General features: G+C 57.9%; 19 protein-coding genes, 1 tRNA gene and 1 riboswitch. Of the genes, 9 read left to right on the forward strand and 11 right to left on the reverse strand.

The features are described from left to right. Positions 1 to 16: 16 nt before the first annotated feature. Both AC2FJ6_RS19395 and AC2FJ6_RS19400 read right to left on the reverse strand, forming a co-directional pair. Entirely contained in the window at positions 17 to 718 is a 702-nt protein-coding gene (locus AC2FJ6_RS19395) for a response regulator (RefSeq protein WP_170770751.1), read from the reverse strand. Continuing rightward, a complete protein-coding gene (locus tag AC2FJ6_RS19400; RefSeq protein WP_170770752.1) occupies positions 715 to 1227 on the reverse strand; it encodes a MarR family winged helix-turn-helix transcriptional regulator in 513 nt (170 codons plus the stop codon). The genes AC2FJ6_RS19395 and AC2FJ6_RS19400 overlap by 4 nt, the downstream gene beginning before the upstream one ends. Positions 1228 to 1386: 159 nt before the next feature. On the opposite strand from AC2FJ6_RS19400, the gene AC2FJ6_RS19405 reads away from it, so the two are divergent. The 4 genes from AC2FJ6_RS19405 (at position 1387) to AC2FJ6_RS19420 (ending at position 5508) form a co-directional block, all read left to right on the forward strand. Then, positions 1387 to 2253 (forward strand): branched-chain amino acid aminotransferase, encoded by an 867-nt coding sequence (locus tag AC2FJ6_RS19405; RefSeq protein ID WP_170791574.1) that lies wholly within the window; start codon positions 1387 to 1389, stop codon positions 2251 to 2253. Between the two features lie 126 nt (positions 2254 to 2379). Further along, entirely contained in the window at positions 2380 to 3330 is a 951-nt protein-coding gene (locus AC2FJ6_RS19410) for an AraC family transcriptional regulator (protein WP_496669732.1), read from the forward strand. Between the two features lie 110 nt (positions 3331 to 3440). Next, complete coding sequence (locus AC2FJ6_RS19415; RefSeq protein WP_170770758.1) at positions 3441 to 3806, forward strand: SPW repeat domain-containing protein; 366 nt, start codon at positions 3441 to 3443, stop codon at positions 3804 to 3806. Positions 3807 to 3939: 133 nt separating this feature from the next. Beyond that, positions 3940 to 5508 carry an alkaline phosphatase D family protein gene (locus tag AC2FJ6_RS19420; RefSeq protein WP_496669734.1) on the forward strand — a complete coding sequence of 523 codons (1569 nt, stop codon included), beginning with the start codon at positions 3940 to 3942 and terminating at the stop codon, positions 5506 to 5508. Between the two features lie 53 nt (positions 5509 to 5561). Here the strand turns inward: AC2FJ6_RS19420 and cobO are convergent, their stop codons facing one another. From cobO to AC2FJ6_RS19445, 5 genes are all read right to left on the reverse strand, one after another. Further along, a complete protein-coding gene (gene cobO, locus AC2FJ6_RS19425) occupies positions 5562 to 6161 on the reverse strand; it encodes a cob(I)yrinic acid a,c-diamide adenosyltransferase (RefSeq protein WP_170770762.1) in 600 nt (199 codons plus the stop codon). A 58-nt stretch (positions 6162 to 6219) separates the two neighbouring features. After that, complete coding sequence (locus AC2FJ6_RS19430; protein ID WP_170770764.1) at positions 6220 to 7155, reverse strand: DMT family transporter; 936 nt, start codon at positions 7153 to 7155, stop codon at positions 6220 to 6222. Between the two features lie 32 nt (positions 7156 to 7187). After that, complete coding sequence (locus AC2FJ6_RS19435; RefSeq protein ID WP_331252091.1) at positions 7188 to 7862, reverse strand: HD domain-containing protein; 675 nt, start codon at positions 7860 to 7862, stop codon at positions 7188 to 7190. Continuing rightward, positions 7846 to 8946, reverse strand: coding sequence for a chorismate synthase (gene aroC, locus AC2FJ6_RS19440; protein ID WP_170770766.1), 1101 nt, complete (start codon positions 8944 to 8946; stop codon positions 7846 to 7848). Before aroC ends, AC2FJ6_RS19435 begins: the two co-directional genes overlap by 17 nt. A 142-nt stretch (positions 8947 to 9088) precedes the next feature. After that, positions 9089 to 9529, reverse strand: coding sequence for a 6,7-dimethyl-8-ribityllumazine synthase (locus tag AC2FJ6_RS19445; RefSeq protein ID WP_170770768.1), 441 nt, complete (start codon positions 9527 to 9529; stop codon positions 9089 to 9091). Positions 9530 to 9599: 70 nt separating this feature from the next. Then, positions 9600 to 9748: riboswitch (FMN riboswitch) on the reverse strand. A 55-nt stretch (positions 9749 to 9803) separates the two neighbouring features. Here AC2FJ6_RS19445 and AC2FJ6_RS19450 point away from each other — a divergent pair. Further along, positions 9804 to 10418 (forward strand): FMN-binding negative transcriptional regulator, encoded by a 615-nt coding sequence (locus tag AC2FJ6_RS19450; RefSeq protein ID WP_170770770.1) that lies wholly within the window; start codon positions 9804 to 9806, stop codon positions 10416 to 10418. Between the two features lie 2 nt (positions 10419 to 10420). On the opposite strand, the gene AC2FJ6_RS19455 is transcribed toward AC2FJ6_RS19450, so the two are convergent. Beyond that, positions 10421 to 10864 carry a c-type cytochrome gene (locus AC2FJ6_RS19455; protein WP_170770772.1) on the reverse strand — a complete coding sequence of 148 codons (444 nt, stop codon included), beginning with the start codon at positions 10862 to 10864 and terminating at the stop codon, positions 10421 to 10423. A gap of 489 nt (positions 10865 to 11353) precedes the next feature. Here AC2FJ6_RS19455 and petA point away from each other — a divergent pair, with 489 nt between their 5' ends. The 3 genes from petA to AC2FJ6_RS19470 are packed head-to-tail and all read left to right on the forward strand — an operon-like array spanning position 11354 to position 14084. Further along, entirely contained in the window at positions 11354 to 11938 is a 585-nt protein-coding gene (gene petA, locus AC2FJ6_RS19460; protein WP_170785419.1) for a ubiquinol-cytochrome c reductase iron-sulfur subunit, read from the forward strand. Positions 11939 to 11949: 11 nt separating this feature from the next. Continuing rightward, positions 11950 to 13281, forward strand: a complete 1332-nt coding sequence (gene petB / locus AC2FJ6_RS19465) for a cytochrome b (protein ID WP_170770774.1) — start codon at positions 11950 to 11952, stop codon at positions 13279 to 13281. A gap of 17 nt (positions 13282 to 13298) precedes the next feature. After that, positions 13299 to 14084 (forward strand): cytochrome c1, encoded by a 786-nt coding sequence (locus AC2FJ6_RS19470; RefSeq protein ID WP_170770776.1) that lies wholly within the window; start codon positions 13299 to 13301, stop codon positions 14082 to 14084. 141 nt (positions 14085 to 14225) lie between these two features. Here the strand turns inward: AC2FJ6_RS19470 and mtaB are convergent, their stop codons facing one another. Together mtaB and dapF are read right to left on the reverse strand one after the other, a co-directional pair. Further along, positions 14226 to 15482 carry a tRNA (N(6)-L-threonylcarbamoyladenosine(37)-C(2))-methylthiotransferase MtaB gene (gene mtaB, locus AC2FJ6_RS19475; RefSeq protein ID WP_170791560.1) on the reverse strand — a complete coding sequence of 419 codons (1257 nt, stop codon included), beginning with the start codon at positions 15480 to 15482 and terminating at the stop codon, positions 14226 to 14228. Beyond that, complete coding sequence (gene dapF, locus AC2FJ6_RS19480; RefSeq protein WP_480877864.1) at positions 15479 to 16321, reverse strand: diaminopimelate epimerase; 843 nt, start codon at positions 16319 to 16321, stop codon at positions 15479 to 15481. The genes mtaB and dapF overlap by 4 nt, the downstream gene beginning before the upstream one ends. 211 nt (positions 16322 to 16532) lie before the next feature. Between dapF and AC2FJ6_RS19485 the strand changes: the two genes are divergently transcribed. After that, positions 16533 to 16608 (forward strand) — tRNA-Lys (locus tag AC2FJ6_RS19485). Between the two features lie 239 nt (positions 16609 to 16847). Here AC2FJ6_RS19485 and AC2FJ6_RS19490 read toward each other — a convergent pair. Further along, positions 16848 to 17963: a hypothetical protein gene (locus AC2FJ6_RS19490; protein WP_496669736.1), complete on the reverse strand. Its 1116-nt coding sequence runs from the start codon at positions 17961 to 17963 to the stop codon at positions 16848 to 16850. Positions 17964 to 18410: the final 447 nt, after the last annotated feature.

The following is an 18410-nucleotide window of genomic DNA, read 5'->3' on the forward strand; positions in this document are numbered from 1 at the left end:
CGCCGCGCAGCGGCCCTTAGTCCGGGGCCAACATGTACCCTGCACCGCGCACAGTTTGCAAATACCGCGGCTGCTTGGGGTCCTGTTCGATCTTGCGCCGCAAACGGGTGATCTGCACGTCCACCGCGCGCTCCTGCGCCTGGCCTTTGTCGCGGCCCAAATCTTCAACCAGCTTCGACCGGCTGATCGGCTCACCCGGTTGGGCTGAGAAAATCTTCATCAACTGACTTTCCGTAGCCGTCAGACGCACAGGTTCTTCGCCCTGCCACATCTCGCCCTTCTCAACATCATAGCGGATGGGTCCGAGGTTCAGGATCTTGCTAACCGTCTCTTGCGCAGGTGTCTCGGGCATCCGACGCAGGATCGCGTTGATCCGTAGCAACAATTCCTTGGGTTCGAACGGCTTGGCCAAATAGTCATCGGCCCCAGCCTCAAGCCCCGCGATCCGATGCTCGGTCTCGCCGCGCGCGGTAAGCAACAGGATCGGCGTCGAATGGGTTTCGCGCAGCGCCTTCGTTAGGCTGACACCATCTTCGCCCGGCATCATCACATCCAGCACGATCATGTCGAAATCCAACCCCGACAACACCCGCCGCGCGTGGGCTGCATCACGGGCCGACGTCACCAGAAACCCGTTCCGCATCAGAAACTTCTTGAGCAGATCCCGAATGCGTTCGTCATCGTCAACGATCAGCAGATGCGCGTCCATATCGCTCATGAGGTGGTATCCCGCAATTTCCTGTATGCATGACGCATATCAGCATCCATCATCGCTTCAAGCACTTTACGAAACCCTGACACGGCCTCGGGGCCCGCTTCCTTGTACGCCGCCCGCATCCGAACGCGCTGCGCCTCGGACAAGGTGGTCTCCAGTTCTCGGCCTCTCTCTGTCAGAAATAGGTGCCTTTCACGTTTGTCCACGGTTCCCACCCGACTTTCGACCAACCCGTCGTCAATCAAGGTTCGCAGCACCCGGTTCAGAGACTGTTTCGTCACCCCCAATATGGCCAGCAGATTGTTCACCGTCGTTCCCGGAGCCCGATTGATGAAGTGAATGGCCCGGTGATGAGCGCGACCATAGGCCAATTCGGACAGAATGCGATCAGGGTCCGCCGTAAACCCGCGATACGCGAAAAACATCGCCTCAATCCCTTGCCGTAACTGCTCATCCGTCAGAAACAGCAGGCTTTCTCCGCCAAAGACCTGGGCGGGACGGGTGTCGGACATCTTGTGCCTCATTCGTTACTTGGGTCGAGTTTATGTCAGCGTTATTGACATTCCAAGGGCAGACAGGTATCGAATCGCAGTTTTTGCGCAACATTATGTCCGCTTCGGACTTAAATAACGCAACAATCGGAAATTTCAGCCCGGTTCAGGAGGTTTCGCATGTCGGGATATGATGATCGTGATGGTGTCATCTGGTTGGATGGCAAACTGGTGCCTTGGCGCGAGGCCAATGTACACATCCTGACCCATGCGATGCACTATGCGTCTTCGGTCTTTGAAGGCGAACGCGCCTATGGCGGCAAAATCTTCAAAAGCCGCGAACATTCCGAGCGTCTGATCGCCTCGGCCGAGGCTCTGGACATGCCAATGCCGTATTCGGTGGACGATATCGAGGCCGCCAAGGAAGAAACCCTGAAAGCCAGCGGGCTACAGGACGCCTATGTGCGCGTTCTGGTCTGGCGCGGCTCGGGTGAGGATATGGGCGTGGCCTCGGCCAAGAACCCGGTGCGGATGGCCGTGGCTGTCTGGCCTTGGGGCGCTTACTACGGCGACGCCAAGATGCAGGGTGCGAAGCTGGATATCGCAGAATGGAAACGCCCCAGCCCCGAAACCATCCCGGTTCACGCCAAAGCGGCGGGTCTCTACATGATCTGCACCATCTCCAAGCACAAGGCCGAGGCCAAGGGATGCTCGGATGCCTTGTTCATGGACTACAACGGCTATGTGGCCGAGGCTACCGGCGCCAATGTCTTCTTCGTCAAAGATGGTGAGGTTCACACCCCGCTCGCCGATTGCTTTTTGAACGGCATCACCCGCCAGACCGTCATTCAGATGCTGAAAGACAAGGGCATCACCGTCCACGAACGCCGCATCAAGCCCGAGGAAATGGCCGATTTCGAACAATGCTGGCTGACCGGCACAGCGGCCGAGGTCACTCCGGTCGGGCAAATTGGCGATTATACGTTCGAGGTGGGCGATCTCACCCGCGAGATCGCTTCGGACTATGAAGCGTTGGTCCGCGCCTGATCCCAAACAACCAATCCTAACGAACCCCCGCGGATCTGCGGGGGTTTTCTTTTGCCAAACGTGCAGGATTTATTGCAGATCGTTCGAACCCATGGACGTATGCGCATAATCGTTTAGGTTAAGCATATGTTAGACCTGCTCAGCGATATCCTCACGCGCCTGTCCCTAAAAGGCACGTTCTATTTCCGCACATCGTTCACGCCGCCCTTTGGCGTCCAGGTGCCAGCCTTCGAAAACGTGGCCCGGTTTCACTTTGTCCAGCGGGGCGAGCTGAAGGTGTATGTCTCGACCACTGGCGAAACACTGCGGCTACGGCAAGGCGACCTGATCCTGATCCCGCACGGGTCCGCGCATGCTCTGCTCTGCAATGAGGTTAAACCGCTGGACGCTTTGCCTTTGGAAGAGGTGCTGGAAAAATCCGGCTACCAGGGCGACGGCGTTCTGGTCTATGGCGGCGAGGACAAAAGCCGGGATACGCAGCTGATCTGCGGGCATTTCTCGTTCACCGGCCCGCCGGGGCGGCAGGGCACGGGACACATGCTGATCGACCGGCTGCCCCCCTATATCCTGATCGAGAATTATGGCGAGGAGGCCGGAGCCTGGATCGAATCGACCCTGCGCATGATCGGGTCCGAGGTCAGCGGCGCCCGCATTGGCGGCGATCTGATTGCGCTGAAACTATCCGAAGTGCTGTTTGCCCAAGCCATCCGCGCTCATCTGGAACATCAAAGCCCCAGCGAATCTGCCTTGGCTGGGTTTGCTGATCCCCGCGTGTCACGCGCGCTGACAGCTTTCCACCAGTCTCCGGCGCAGGACTGGAGCGTCGAGTTGCTGGCCCGCGAGGCCGGGATGTCACGCACGGCCTTTGCCCAATTATTCGCCGAAAAGATGGGCACGACTCCGATGCAATACCTGACCGACTGGCGCATGCAGATCGCCTGCCATGGTCTGACCGAAAGCCGCTGGAACGTCGCGGACGCAGCTGCAGAAGTAGGCTATGCGTCCGAGGCCGCATTCTCGCGCGTGTTCAAGAAGCAGGTCGGTCTGTCCCCGGCGGCTTATCGAGCCATGCACTGAAGCGACGGAATTTTGGACGATCTGCAATATCACGCGAACGATCCGGACTGATGCGTTCGGGGTTACTGATCTAACTTGGACTCATACCAAGCTAAGGAAAGGAACCTTCCATGTCTGCTCGTTTCGTGACCCGCAACATTCACGCCTATCTGGATTACCCCGTTGCCATTGCGCTGATGACCTTGCCATTCATACTGGGTCTAGGCCAATCCAACCCGCTGGCGCTGTGGCTGTCGGTCGTGACCGGCGTCGCCGCATTTGTGCTGACCGTGCTGACAGATCACCATCTGGGGATTTGGCGTGTGCTGCCCTATAAACTGCACCTGACAGTCGATCTTCTGGTCGGGCTGACCTTCCTTGCTGCGCCCAGCCTGCTTGGATTTTCCGGCCTGGATGCGGTATTCTACTGGGTGAACGGTGCGGCAGTTGTTGTGGTGATCGCACTCAGCGCGCCGGAACAGGACGTCACGGCCTAAGCACCTTGTCCACAAGTGTCACAATATCATCGTGATACTTTCAAAAAACTGAGCCGCTTGTTTTACAAACAGGCGGCTCACTGCCGCTCACCAATCGCGTGGTCCCTAAGGACCACCAGACAGGAGAGCCCAAATGACCCGAATCCTACGCCCCAATCGCCGAGCCTTTCTGGCTGGCAGCACCGCCTTCGCCGCATCACTGTCCATGCCAGCCATCAGCCGCGCATCCTCGCGCCCGGTTTTCACCCACGGCGTTCAGTCGGGTGATGTTGACACCACCTCGGGTATGATCTGGACTCGCACCGATCGACCGGCTCGCGTGATGATGGAGGTCTCGACCACCGAGAGCTTTACCGATGCGCGCAAACTGACCCCTATGGATGCAATCCCCAACAGCGACTTGGCCGTCAAGCGGTTGGTCGACGGGTTGCCGTCGGATCAGGACATCTTCTATCGGTTTACCGCAGCGGATCTACACGACATTAGCGCCATATCAGAGCCTATTATTGGCCAATTTCGCACTGCACCGACCTCACGTCGGAATATCCGCTTTGCCTGGTCGGGCGATACCGCTGGGCAGGGTTGGGGCATCGACGACGAAGGGATGCGCACCTACGCCACCATGGCGCAGCACAAGCCCGATTTCTTCATCCACTCGGGCGACACGATTTATGCCGATGGTCCGATGCAGGATGAGGTCGTCAAAGATGATAAACTGATCTGGAAAAACACCACCCTGATCGACGAGAAACGCAAAGTGGCTGAAACGCTGGACGAATTCCGTGGTCAGTGGAAATACAACTTGATGGACGAGCATGTGCGCACTATGAACGCCGTCTGCCCGACCTTCTTTCAGTGGGATGACCATGAGGTCGTGAACAACTGGTCGGATGCGAAAGACCTGATCTCGGACGACCGCTATTCTGAGAAATCGGTGCACGTGCTGCAATCCCGCGCTGCCCGTGCCTTCCACGAAATGACACCGCTGCGCATCACCCCGGCCGAGCCGGGGCGGGTGTATCGCAAGATCGCATATGGTCCAATGCTGGACGTGTTCTTTTTGGACCTACGCAGCTATCGCGGGCCGAACGGGGCCTCGATGGAGGATGAGATCACTGATCAGTCCCGCATTCTGGGGGCCGAGCAACTGGCTTGGCTGAAACGGGAACTGGCCGCGTCCGAGGCGACGTGGAAAGTTATCGCATCCGACATGCCAATCGGTCTGATCGTCTGGGACAACTGGCGGGAACAAGCCGGGGCCGAAGCCATCGCAAACGGCGATAGCGGCCCCGCCAAAGGGCGCGAGTTGGAGATTGCCGAACTGCTGCAATTTATCAAAACCGCCGGGATCACCAATACGGTCTGGTTCACCGCTGACGTTCACTATACCGCCGCGCACTATTACGACCCTAACAAAGCGCAATTCCAGGATTTTGAGCCGTTCTGGGAATTCGTCTCGGGCCCGCTGCATGCCGGAACTTTTGGGCCGAACGCCTTGGATGGAACCTTCGGCCCCGAGGTCAAATTCGTCAAAGCCCCGGCCGAGGGACAAGGTGTCAATCTACCCCCCAGTGCCGGTCTGCAGTTCTTTGGATTGGTGGATATCGACGGAGCCACCGAGCAGATGACAGTGCGTCTGATGGACCGCGCCGATACCGAGCTGTGGTCGATCACGCTGGACCCAAAGTCTCGCGCAATTTAATGGGATCAGAGCGCCCCAGACTTATGATCAGGGGCGCTCTGTCATTCCAACACTTAAAAATCCACGCCGCGCTGGGCTTTGATACCAGCTTGGAACGGGTGTTTCTCTTCCGTCATTTCGGTGACAAGATCTGCATAGTCACGCAGCGCCTGCGGCGCGTCGCGGCCCGTAAGAAACACGCTGGTTTTGTCCGAGCGTGCATTCAGCCCATCAATGACCTGCTCGACCGACAGATACTCGTACCGAAGGGCAATGTTGATCTCGTCCAAAACCACCAGGTCATAGTGCCCGCTGGCCATCAGGTCACACGCCTTGCCAAAGGCGGCGTTCGCCGCGGCGATGTCACGCTCTCGGTCCTGCGTGTCCCAGGTAAAGCCCTCGCCCATTGTGTGCCATGTGACCAGATCGCGTTCTTCAAAGAAACGCCGCTCACCCGTTTTCCACTTACCCTTGATGAACTGCACAACGGCAACTTTCTGGCCCCAGCCCAGCGCCCGAATGACCACACCAAACGCAGCCGAGGACTTACCCTTGCCCTTGCCGGTATTGATCAGGACCAACCCGCGCTCGGGGTCTACGGCCTCGGAGACTTTCTTGCGGTGCTGGGCCTGCACCTTCTGCATCTTTTCCTTGTGATCCTGCGCATCACTCATGGTGGGAACCTTTCCTTGTGTTGCGCCCAACCTAGGTGAAGTTCGCGAAAGGTAAAGATCAGCCCTTGGGATCCGTGACTGAACGCGCTTTTGCACGCTCCAGCCCCAGTTGCCGTTCGCGCAGGATCACCACCACATTTCCCGCGATAACCAACGCTGCCCCACCCAGCATGACCAAAGTCGGCAGCTCGTCGAACCAGACATAGCCGATGACCACCGCAAACAGCATCGTGGTATAGTCATAAGGTGCCAGCATCGAGGCTTGCGCGAACTTGTAGGACGTCGTGACCAATATCTGTGCAACCCCTCCTGTCAGCCCTACAAGTGCCAATATTAGGGTCTGTTCAAGCGCGGGCGCGGTCCATCCCCAAAATGCCGTCAAGGCGGACAGCAGCGTTGCCGTAACAGAAAAGTAAAAGGCCACGGCGGCGGGGTGATCGACCTGAACCAGTTGTCGGATATGGATTTGCACGAATCCTCGCGCCATCGTGGCAACCAGAACGCACAGCGCGCCGAGGGTTGCCGTGCTTTCCATGTTGTTGCCGCCCAGCCGAGGCCAGATCATGATCAGAACTCCCAGCAGCCCCAGACTGACCGCGCCGATACGGATCATGCGAATGCGCTCACCCAGAATGACGGCCGCCAGAATCAGCGTGAAGATCGGCGTGGCGTAGCCAATGGCCGTGACCTCGGGCAGAGGCAGCAGGGCCAGCCCCGTAAAGGTCAGCCCCATGGCCGAAGTTCCCAGAACACCGCGCCAGACGTGGCCCATCGGCTTTCGGGTGATCAACCCTTGCGCCAGCTCTCCACGCCAGAGCAGCCAGCCAATGATCACAGGGATGGCAAAAAGCGAGCGGAAAAAGACCATCTCGCCCGGCGGGAACGTATCCGACAGCGCTTTGACCAATGCGGCCATAGCCGTGAACAGGAACAATGCGCCCAGCTTCAGACCCACCGCCAGGGCGGGTCGATGCGATGTTAAGGATTTTGCCATGGGCCGGACCCTGCGCCTTTAACGGGCAAAGATCAACCGGTCGCGTCGCCGCTTATCCACGTCCGCGGCAGGTCACTGCCGATTTCCTCGGCGAATTCGTGCAGAAAACGGATCATACGCGCGGTCCTTGCTTTTGCGATCTGCCGCCCGGTTTCAGTCAGCATGTCATCAGACAAGCTCAGCAGTTTCACTTTCCAATGGTCGAGCGAATAGTGCAGATCATCCAGCGCGCGATCAGCCGCAAACGGATCGGCTGCATCGTAGAGCGTGCGCCCCAATGCGCCCGAGACCGAAAAGTTCCGTGCAATCCCGATGGCACCCAGCGCATCCAGCCTGTCGGCATCTCGCAGGATGCGTGCCTCGGGCGTCTCGGGCGGGATATTGGCCGAGAAGCTATGTGCCTCAATAGCATGTTTGGTGGCGTCAACCTGGGCGCGGCTAAAGCCGAATCCACTCAGAATAGGCACTGATTCCGATGCGGACTTGCGCGAAGCCAGATGGCGATCTGGGTCATCTTTTGGCAAGTTGACCAGATCGTGCAGATAGCTGGCGGCAAGCAGGACGGTCATGTCAGTCTGGTCATCGGAAATGGCCCGAGCGTTTACCCAGACGCGGTCCAGATGGGCCAGATCATGGGCCGGGTCCGTTTCCATGCGTTGCGCCACGACAGCGCGCAGGCGGCTACGCAGGTCAGCCGATATGTCCACGGTTTTCTCCGATCTGACCGCGATGCAGCAGCAGGTGGTCCAGGATCACGCAGGCCATCATCGCCTCACCCACCGGTACCGCGCGGATACCGACGCAGGGGTCGTGGCGGCCTTTGGTGATGATCTCGGTTTCCTCACCCGATTTGGTGATCGTCTTGCGCGTGGTCAGGATGGATGAAGTCGGCTTTACCGCAAACCGCACTACGATGTCCTGCCCGGTCGAGATGCCGCCCAGAATACCGCCCGCGTGGTTGGAGCTGTATTGCGGGCCGTTCTGCCCCATGAAAATCTCATCGGCGTTGGCCTCACCTGTCAGTTCGGCGGCGGCCATGCCTTCGCCTATCTCGACACCTTTGACGGCATTGATCGACATCATTGCGGCTGCCAGATCAGTGTCTAACTTGGCATAAATCGGAGCGCCCAGCCCAGCGGGGACGCCCCGCGCGACGACTTCGACCACAGCGCCAACCGAGTTTCCGGATTTGCGCAGGTCATCCAGATAGGCGGCCCAGTCGTCGGCGGCTTGGGCGTCAGGTGTCCAGAACGGGTTCTGTTCGATCTGCGACCAGTCGAAGTTGGCGCGGTCGATTTTGTGTGGGCCGATCTGGGTCATATAGCCGGTGATCTGCACGTTGGGCGCGATCTGCTTGATCGCTTCACGCGCCAGCCCTCCGGCCGCGACGCGCGACGCGGTTTCACGGGCCGAGCTGCGCCCACCGCCGCGATAGTCGCGGATGCCGTATTTCTGCCAGTAGGTGATATCGGCATGTCCCGGACGGAACTTGTCGATGATGTCGCCGTAGTCCTTGGAGCGCTGGTCGGTGTTCTCAATCATCAGCTGAACCGGGGTGCCTGTAGTCTGGCCTTCGAACACGCCTGACAGGATTTTCACCTGATCGGGCTCGCGCCGCTGGGTGGTGAACTTGTTCTGCCCCGGTTTGCGCTTGTCCAGCCAGTGCTGGATCATACCCTCGTCGATAGCGACACCCGGAGGGCAGCCATCCACCGTGGCGCCCAAGGCGGGGCCATGACTTTCACCCCAAGTGGTGACGCGGAAGAGGTGTCCAAAGCTGTTCATCGACATGGGGCGTGCTCCTTTGGAAATTGTGATTAGCGGGGAGTGTCTTTGGCCTCAAGCGGATTTGCATGCGGAAAGCGGGGGAAGGGGGCGCTGCCCCCGTCGCGCGGGCGCGACTCCCCCGAGGTATTTTCGAACAGAAGAACGATCAGGCCGCTTGTACGATTGAGGCGCGGGTTTTTGTGATTGTCATAGCCGCTTGAGCGGCCTCGCGGCCTTTTTCGACGAAATGGGCGCGGTAGATGGCGTTGTGATGGTCGGTTTCCTGATACTGGTGCGGAGTCAGCGAGACCGACAGGACCGGCACGCCCGTGTCCATCCCCGCGCGCATCAACCCGTCGACCACCGCCTTTGCTACGAAATCATGCCGGTAGATACCACCATCCACCACAAAAGCGGCACAGGCGATAGCGGCGTATCGTCCAGTCTGGGCCAGATCGCGGGCCAGCAGGGGCATTTCAAACGCGCCAGGGGCATCGTAGACGTCGATTTGGTCGGCGGGGATAAGTTGCTGGAACCCTTCCAGCGCCTGATCGACAATATCGGAATGCCAGTTGGCTTTGACGAAAGCATATCGGGTGTGTGTCATTTGTGATCTCCTTAGCAAAACAGACACGTCACCCAAGGCGATCACGAACAGCCGCGCCAATGGGCACGCTGCACGTTCTCTTTCATCCGGACTTTAACCGTCGGCTCTGGCCTCTCACCAGATCTGCTTGTCACCTCGTGCACCGAGGCCGCTCGCGGGCTTACGGGTCAGCGCCCGCATACCGCCGGTAGGGAATTTCACCCCGCCCTGAGAACGACGCGGACCTTGCCAAGATCGCTGCGAATCTGCAAGGCGTTCCGTTAGGAGATTTGATATGCACCCAAACCCGGCTTTCCGCTCTGAAGATCAGGCCCTAAGTGTCGAATTTGCCCGCGCGCGGGCCTTTGGCGTGTTGGCGTTGTCCACCGAAGGCGCTCCTTTGATCAGTCATGTGCCTTTCCTGCTGAGCGAAGATGGCACGTTCGCAGAATTGCATCTTGTGCGGTCGAACCCGATTGTCCGCGCGCTGACAGTCCCGCGCGCGGCGAAAATCGCCGTCACCGGGCCGGACGGCTATGTCTCACCCGATTGGTACGGGGTCGAAGATCAGGTGCCGACGTGGAATTATGTTGCGATCCATCTGACGGGAATGCTGGAACTGCGGCCGCACGATGAGTTGCAGGGCCTTTTGGACCGCCAGTCGGCCTTTTATGAGCAGCGGCTGTTGCCCAAACCACCCTGGACAACAGACAAGATGACGCCCGAGGCGCTGGATCGGATGATGCGCATGATCGTGCCCTGTCGGATACAGGTGGATGATATTCAGGGCACCTGGAAGCTGAATCAGAACAAACCCGATGCTGTGCGCTTCGCGGCGGCGGATCAGGTCGGCGGTGGGATCGGGGTGGACTTGGCAAAGCTGGCCACGCTGATGCGCGGCCAGCGCTAGGGTCAGTTGCTGAAGGTGGCCAGATAGGCGGCGATATCTTCGGCACCTTTTTTCAGCTGCACGCTCATGTTGGGGCGGGCGGTTTCGTCGTCCAGGTAGTCTTTGATGAAGCGGATCGGATCTTTTGAATAGGCGGCAATGTTGTCTTCGGTCCAGACAAGCCCCTCTTGTCCAGCGCGGATCATATCATCGGTGAACAAGCCAATAGGCAGGCGTTCGCTTCCATTCAAGTAGTCAGTTTCTGTACCCGCAACGCGCCCGACTACGCCAAATAGATTCGGTCCGGTGATTCCACCTTTGACCAGAACCTCATCACCCTTGATGATCGCGTGGCACGAGGAACACCGGTTATAAAGCGCCTTTCCTTTGGCTGCGTCCCCGGCGGCGCTGACCTGCGAGGACAGCGACAGAGCGAAAACAAACGTGATCAGGGGAAATTTGGGCATGGGATGCGTCCTGCTGAGAATTGTCCTTGCCCGCGCCTTCTTGCATTCATCTTTTAAGTGCAATCAAAATCGCGTCTCACCCGAGCATTCTGAAATATCTAATTTGAACTCATATATTTAGCTGGGTCAAATCTGGCGAAAGTTGAAATTTTTATGGCCAAAATCAGGAAAATTATGGGTGATTTCACCTGAAATCTCCGGCCAGAATACTGAGACCCATCAGGGTGACGGGCGTGCCCAAAGCAAACCGAATCACCCCAAGCAGACGTGGGCGGGCAAAGGTGGATTTTTCCGGTCAAACCGGCCCGGACCTTGAAAAAATACCCTGACGTTGTGACATGAATGCCCAGATGCGGCGTAGTGCGCGCCTATGACCGCTGGACGAACCGATTTCTCCCGGATAGATAGCCGCGATGAGACGCCGCTTTGATGCGGTGCTGATGCATGTTTGCCCGGTATCCTCCGGGCGCCGGAATCGGAGAAAACCTCGTGTCCCACGCAGAAGACCACGAAGGCACCCGCAGAGATTTCCTCTACTACGTCGCTGGCGGCGCAGGTGTCGTTGCGACGGGTGCAGCCGTATGGCCCCTGATCAACCAAATGAATCCCTCGGCAGACGTTCAGGCGCTGTCCTCGATCCGTGTGGACGTGAGCGGCGTTGAGCCGGGGACGCAGCTGACTGTGAAATGGCTGGGTAAACCCGTCTTTATCCGTCACCGCACCGGTGCCGAGATCCAAGAGGCCAAAGAGCAGGACGCCGAAGGTCTGGATGCGCTGCCCGATCCGCTGGCGCGCAACTTCAACCAACCGGCTGATGCGCCCGCGACCGACGAAAACCGCGTCATGCCCTCGCCCGAGGGCGAAGCCCCCGGTGCCTGGCTGGTTCAGATGGGCGTATGTACGCACCTGGGCTGTGTGCCGCTGGGTGATGCCGGTGACTTTGGCGGCTGGTTCTGCCCCTGCCACGGTTCGCACTACGACTTGGCTGGCCGAATCCGTAAAGGCCCCGCGCCTGAAAACCTGCCTGTTCCGCCTGCGGAATGGACAGACAACAGCACCATTAAACTCGGCTAAGGGAGACCCAGATGTCCGGAATTCCCCACGATCATTACGAGCCGAAGACAAACGGCGAGAAATGGCTGAACAGCCGCCTGCCCATCGTCGGCCTGATTTACGACACCATCATGATCCCCACCCCCAAGAACCTGAACTGGTGGTGGATCTGGGGCATCGTCCTGGCGTTCTGCCTGGCGCTGCAAATCGTCACCGGTATCGTTCTGGTGATGCACTACACCCCGCATGTTGATCTGGCCTTTGCCAGCATCGAGCACATCATGCGCAACGTGAATGGCGGCTATATGCTGCGCTACCTGCACATGAACGGCGCATCGCTGTTCTTTGTTGCGGTCTACATCCACATCTTCCGTGGCCTGTTCTACGGCTCGTACAAAGCCCCGCGTGAGATCACGTGGATCATCGGGATGCTGATTTACCTGATGATGATGGGTACTGCCTTCATGGGCTATGTTCTGCCCTGGGGTCAGATGTCCTTCTGGGGAGCGACCGTGATCACCGGACTGTTTGGCGCGATCCCTTTCGTTGGTGACGCGATCCAGACCTGGCTGCTGGGTGGACCCGCGGTGGATAACGCTACGCTGAACCGCTTCTTCTCGTTGCACTATCTGCTGCCGTTCGTGATTGCGGCGCTGGTGATCGTGCATATCTGGGCCTTCCACACCACCGGCAACAACAACCCCACGGGTGTTGAGGTTCGCCGTACGTCGAAAGCTGATGCCGAGAAAGACACTCTGCCCTTCTGGCCGTATTTCGTGATCAAGGATCTGTTCGCACTGGCCGTGATCCTGGTCGTGTTCTGGGCGGTTGTCGGCTTCATGCCGAACTATCTGGGCCACCCCGATAACTACATTGAAGCCAACCCCCTGGTCACGCCGGCACACATCGTGCCTGAATGGTACTTCCTGCCATTCTACGCGATCCTGCGTGCCTTCACCGGCGAGGTCTGGGTTGTGCAATTCGCCAGCTTCATCACCGGCGGCATCATCGACGCCAAATTCTTTGGTGTTCTGGCGATGTTCGGTGCGATCCTGGCGATGGCGCTGGCCCCGTGGCTGGACACATCGACCGTGCGTTCGGGCAAATACCGTCCGATGTTCAAATGGTGGTTCTACCTGCTGATCGTCGACTTCTTTGCCCTGATGTGGCTGGGTGCGATGCCCGCCGAGGAGCCCTATGCGACCTTCTCGCTGATCGCGTCCGCCTACTGGTTCGCCTATTTCTTCGTGATCCTGCCGATCCTGGGTGTAATCGAAAAGCCCGATGCACAGCCGGAGACGATCGAAGAAGACTTCAACGCGCATTATGGCAAGGCAGACGCCGACGCCACGCCGGCCGAGTAAGAAGAGGGACCGGAAACATGTTCAAGAAACTTGCAATCGGTGCCGCTTTTGCCTTGGCCCTTACCCCTGCTGCGTCTTTCGCGGCAGGTGGCGGCGAGCAGCATATCGAGGATTTCCACTTCTCGTTCGAAGGGCCGTTTGGCACCTGGGACAAGCACCAGCTGCAGCGCGGTCTTCAGATCTATACCGAGGTCTGCGCGGCCTGCCACGGCCTGCAATATGTACCTCTGCGTGATCTGGAAGCGCTGGGATACTCGGAAGAAGAAGTGATCGCCTATTCGGCAGAGAACTTCGAAGTGTTCGATCCCGAGCTGGACGATTTCCGTGCGGCCATCCCGACCGACCACTTCCCGGCCAATACCGGCGTCGGCGCACCGGACCTGAGCCTGATGGCCAAAGCCCGCGCGGGCTTCCACGGCCCTTACGGTCTGGGGATCAACCAGCTGTTCAAAGGCATGGGTGGTGCGGAATACATCGCCTCGCTGCTGGACGGTTATACCGGTGAGGAAAAAGAAGAGGCCGGCACCATTCTCTATGAGAACAAGGCTTTCCCCGGTGGATGGATTTCAATGGCACCTCCTATGTCGGATGATCAGGTTGAATTCGCCGATGGCCACCCCGCCACGGTCGAAGCCATGTCCGAGGATATTGCGGCCTTCCTGATGTGGACGGCTGAGCCCAAGATGATGGAGCGTAAGTATTCCGGTTTTGTCGGCGTGATCTTCCTGTCGGTTCTGTCGGTGCTGCTGTACCTGGTGAACAAGCGCCTGTGGGCCGGTGTCAAAGGCAAGCGCAAGGACTAAGGTTTTTGCATCGCTGAAATTGAAAACCCCCGCGCCGGAAGGCTGCGGGGGTTTTTGTTGCAGGCGAGGCGAAGGGGCCAGCCCCTTCTTGGCCTACGGCCAATTCATCCCCGAGATATTTATGGCCAGATGAAGGACGGATCAGGCTTTGAGTTGGCTGCTCGTGTGACCGGTGATCGTGGCGGTGACGATCTGGCCTTCGGGTTGGGGGGTGGTGAAGGTGACTTCGGTGAATTGCTCGGTACGGCCCATATGCGGGTTCTCCATCAGAATGTGATGGGTTTTACCCAGTTGGGCGGTCAGGTGTTCGGCGACCTGAACCTCTCCGGCGGCGCGCAGCCGGGCGGCGCGGGCTTTGACAATGTTGCCGTTGATTTGCTGTGGGATACGGGCGGCCGGTGTGCCTTCGCGTTTGGAATAGGGAAAGACGTGCAGCCAGGTCAGGTCGCACTCCGTGACCAGTTTCAGCGAGTTTTCGAAATGGGCGTCCGTTTCGGTGGGGAAGCCTGCGATGATATCCGCGCCAAAGGTCATGTCAGGGCGCAGCTTGCGGGCCTCTTCGGTGAAGCGGATGGCGTCGTCGCGCAGGTGGCGGCGTTTCATCCGTTTCAGGATCAGGTCGTCGCCATGTTGCAGCGACAGGTGCAAATGCGGCATCAGGCGCGGTTCGGTCGCGATGGCCTGCATCAGGTTTTCATCCACCTCGATCGAGTCGATCGAGCTGATCCGCAAGCGCGGCAGGTCCGGCACCAGCTTGAGGATGCGCATCACCAGATCACCTAGCTTCGGCTGAGCAGGCAGGTCAGCGCCCCATGAGGTCAGGTCGACGCCGGTCAGCACGACCTCGTTATAGCCCCGGTCCACCAGCCGCTTGATTTGGTCCACCACCACGCCCGCAGGGACGCTGCGCGAGTTGCCACGCCCGTAGGGAATGATGCAGAAGGTGCAACGATGATCACAGCCGTTCTGGACCTGCACATAGGCGCGGGATCGGGTGCCGAAGCCATCGATCAGGTGACCTGCAGTCTCGGTCACGGACATGATGTCATCGACCTGTACCGCCTCGGTCTGACCGATGAAATCAGCGGCCATGCCTTTCCAGGTGTCGGGCTGCATCTTCTCGGTATTGCCGATGACCGCGTCGACCTCGTCCATTTTGGCGAAGGTTTCAGGTTCGGTCTGGGCGGCGCAGCCGGTGACGATCAGGCGCGCATCGGGGTTTTCCCGGCGCAGCTTGCGGATTTCCTGCCGGGCTTTGCGCACGGCCTCGGCCGTCACGGCGCAGGTGTTCACCACCACGGCGTTCGACAGGCCTGCCTGTTGTGACAGTTCTTTCATCGCCTCGGTCTCATAGGCGTTCAAGCGGCAGCCCAGAGTAGTGAACTTGGGCGCGCTCATCCCAGCATCCCCAGAAACTCAGGGGTCAGCGTTCCCGAGAAGACATGGGCCGTGGGGCCGGTCATCCAGACGCCATCCTCGCGCCAGTCGATCCAGATCGTGCCACCGTCCAGTTCGATCTGCACCTTGCGCCCGGTCAAGCAGCGCCGTGCAGCCGCCACCGCTGTGGCACAGGAGGACGAGCCAGAGGCCAGCGTGATGCCCACGCCGCGCTCCCACACGCGCATACGGATGTGATCGGGGCCGATGATCTGCGCCACCTGAACGTTTGTGCGTTCGGGATAAAGCGGGTGATATTCGTAGCGCGATCCGAATTCTTCCAGCGGGATTGCCTCGGCATTGTCCACAAAAAAGGTGCAGTGCGGGTTGCCCATTCCGGTCGCCGAAGGCCCGCCTTCGATGGGCAGTTCCAGCGTATCAACCTCTTCGGCCAGCGGGATCTGGTGCCACTCCAGCTGCGGCGGGCCCATATTGACCGAGGTCAGCCCGTTGCCCGAGTCGCGCGCATAAAGCGTGCCGCGTTCCGTCGTCAGGGTCAGCTCGGGCTTGCCGGTTTCCTCCATCAGGAAGCGGGCGATGCAGCGCGTGGCATTGCCGCACGCGGCCGAAGTCGACCCGTCCGCGTTGTAGAACACCAGATGCGCATCCGATTCGCCGTTTTCGATGACTGCCAACTGATCAAAGCCGACGCCAAACTGACGGTGCCCGATTCCCTTTGCCAGGGCTGGTGTTAGGTCAATGCTTTGCGCACGCGCATCCACAATGACAAAGTCATTGCCCAGCCCGTGCATCTTCATGAAGGGCAAACCCGAAGTCAGTATTCGTTGCATGGCGGGCATATAACCCTGCCTTTGAAATGAATCCACCCTATCGCGCAGATTCCTGAAAAAAGGGGTTGACCCCCCAGCGTCCCCTGCCTAATTAGGCCGCCTATCGGGTCGCCGGAACGTAAGAAATTACAGGCGAAACGACGCGTGAAATAAGGACTTGCACCCGATCGGGAAAATGCCTTAGAGAGCGCCACGGATCGAAGGATCCAGACAAAAGAGTGGGCCGTTAGCTCAGTTGGTAGAGCAACTGACTTTTAATCAGTGGGTCGCAGGTTCGAATCCTGCACGGCTCACCACTTTTTTCCTTTCTACAATGTTGTGTGTGAGTGATCTCTGGTCTTCTGCCATCGGGGTTTGTCTAACAGAAGCAATGTAACACGGTTTCTGGTGTTGTTGTTCTACGACCGCATGGCAATGCGCCATGGTTTGGATCGTTTTGTCATCCAGTTTGTAAGGTTTTCAATGGTCCGGAAAGAGGCGAGGCCCATATCCGCATAGCGAACAGCTTTAAGATTCTGAAAAACATCAAGTTAGGTTACTCAACCGCCACTTCCTGATCCAGAACCATATTTAGAACAAACTCTGTTGCCGGGTCTGTTAGTTCGTGATCGGCAATGGCCTTGAACTGTTGGTGCAGTGGGGTCTGTCCCCAATTTCGCGTAGCGAAAGCAATCCGAGCCGCGAGGATACGATCTCTTTCCAGAACCGTTAATAGGATTGCGATAATCTCACCTCTGAACCTCGGCTGAGACGATCCAGCCTCTGTTAAAGCCCGGACGAACGCCCATTTGTCGTCATCCGTCATTTGATTACCTTGAAGTACCAGATCAATCGATTTGATTGCCAATGCTCCATCTGCCTCTATGCCAGCAAGCGCCCATTCAAATGCGTTTAGGCCCCCGTTATTTAGTGCTTTGATGTATCGCTGACGTACGATTGAGCGGGCATGCGTGTCGCTTTGCAGGCCAAGCAGGCGTATGACGGTGGGCCTGTAGACAAAGCGGTCCAGTCTATTGAGCTCTTCCAAGATCTGGTTCGTTGAAACCCTGTCTCCTATCGGGCGCACCAAGTCGTAGGGTGCTCGACCAATTTCAATCAAGGCAGTGCTGTGTAATACGTGATCAGAGTGCCACAGATAGTCAGAGAAGAACGAAATTCGGTCAGAGCTATCCGTTTCTCCATAAGTCCAAAGCTGACCGACGAAGCGAAGTTTCCCGATAAACTCTTTTCGCTCTGGGGTCATCGTGAATATGCGTTTCCATCCCCTCGAAAAACTGCGCCCGGCTCTGTCTGTGCGCGTTGCTCCATATGTGAAAAGAACCGTATTCGTTGGATCAGAGCGGAATGCGCGCCTCGTTACGCTATCAACCAGAAACGGAATTTCGGGAATTTCTTTTAACCTGTCGTCCGAGCCCTTTAAGACTCGTCTAATTGAGAACTTGAATGGGTTCCCTGACGTGGGGCCAGCCAATACGATGACCTCGGCAGCAAGGACGTGATCAGCAATAGAAGCTTTTGGAAGCTCTACGCACACCGTACAAGCATGCAAAACGCGGGGAGCTGTTAGCCCAACAAAGCAGGTCAGAACGATCAAAAAGCTTCGTATACTTGAACGCATCGTGTTTTCATCTTCTTCAAAAACGACAAACAACAACATCGTTTTATAGAGATTTTTGTGTCCACAGGATAGTCAATGCCGGGAATAGTCTCCTCGCCAATCAACGAGAGCTAAGAAAAGGTTTGATTTCCGCACACTCCAGACTTTGTGTAACCAGTCCCGAACGTCAAAATGTGCAGGCGGGTCGGAACGGGCTTCAATGCTGTTCGAATGGTCACGGTACAAAAGAACTAAGATTCGCTTCTACAACGCCTCGGTAGCGGATCTCAGGTCCAAATCCTCCACGGCTCACCACTTTTTCAGAACAAATTACGAAAATGATTTAAGTCTGGTAACTTTCATCCACTGCTTTAAACATCCGGTGGGTTTTCCTCGAAACTGAACCTGTCGCGGTGACCAACTAAATGGGTTGAATATCCGGACACTGACAAGGCACGGAAATAGCGCCTCGCCCATCTTTTCCGCACCGAATGTCATTTT

The sequence above is a fragment of the Ruegeria sp. CDSA089 genome (assembly GCF_059612205.1).